The sequence below is a fragment of the Treponema sp. R80B11-R83G3 genome (genome assembly GCF_054786115.1).
This window is the reverse complement of record NZ_BDHF01000463.1, coordinates 1-486: the sequence shown is the minus strand read 5'-3', so window position 1 is coordinate 486 and position 486 is coordinate 1. Positions and strand designations below refer to the sequence as shown.

Here is a 486-nt window from a genome sequence, read left to right as displayed (position 1 = left end):
GGTTTCATACTGGGCTGCGGTTCTATGGAGCAGAAAAAACTTATAATGGAAATATTAGAAGACGTTTTAGCCGGAAAGATTCAATACGGTATTTCACAGACAATCGGGGTAAAAGAAGGTTATCTAAACTTTATTTACGATGATCCGGGATATAAAGACCTTCCTGAAGATATTCGCGAAAAATTTGAAAAGTTTATGAAAGATTTTTAATGAATATCGTTGAATTAAGGAACATAACCAAACAGTATCCCGGAAGCGGTAAAAAAGCAAATAACAACATCAGCCTTGATTTGCGTAAGGGAGAAATTTTATGCATCGTGGGAGAGAACGGGGCAGGGAAGACGACATTAATGAAAATTCTCTGCGGTTTGGAAAAATTTGACGGTGGAGAAATAATAAAAAATGGAAATATAAGCATGGTTCATCAGCATTTTATGCTGTTTCCCGAATATACCGCAGCCGAAAATATTGTTTTTGGCTTTGAAC

1 protein-coding gene and 1 pseudogene are annotated in these 486 nt (G+C 36.4%); both read left to right on the top strand.

The annotated features are described in order from the left end of the window. Positions 1 to 210: pseudogene (locus tag ACYVRH_RS14480) on the top strand (hypothetical protein); the annotation flags it as partial. Continuing rightward, positions 210 to 486, top strand: a 277-nt coding sequence (locus tag ACYVRH_RS14475) for an ATP-binding cassette domain-containing protein (RefSeq protein ID WP_461257568.1), incomplete at its 3' end; no start/stop codon positions are given. The pseudogene ACYVRH_RS14480 and the gene ACYVRH_RS14475, both read left to right, overlap by 1 nt.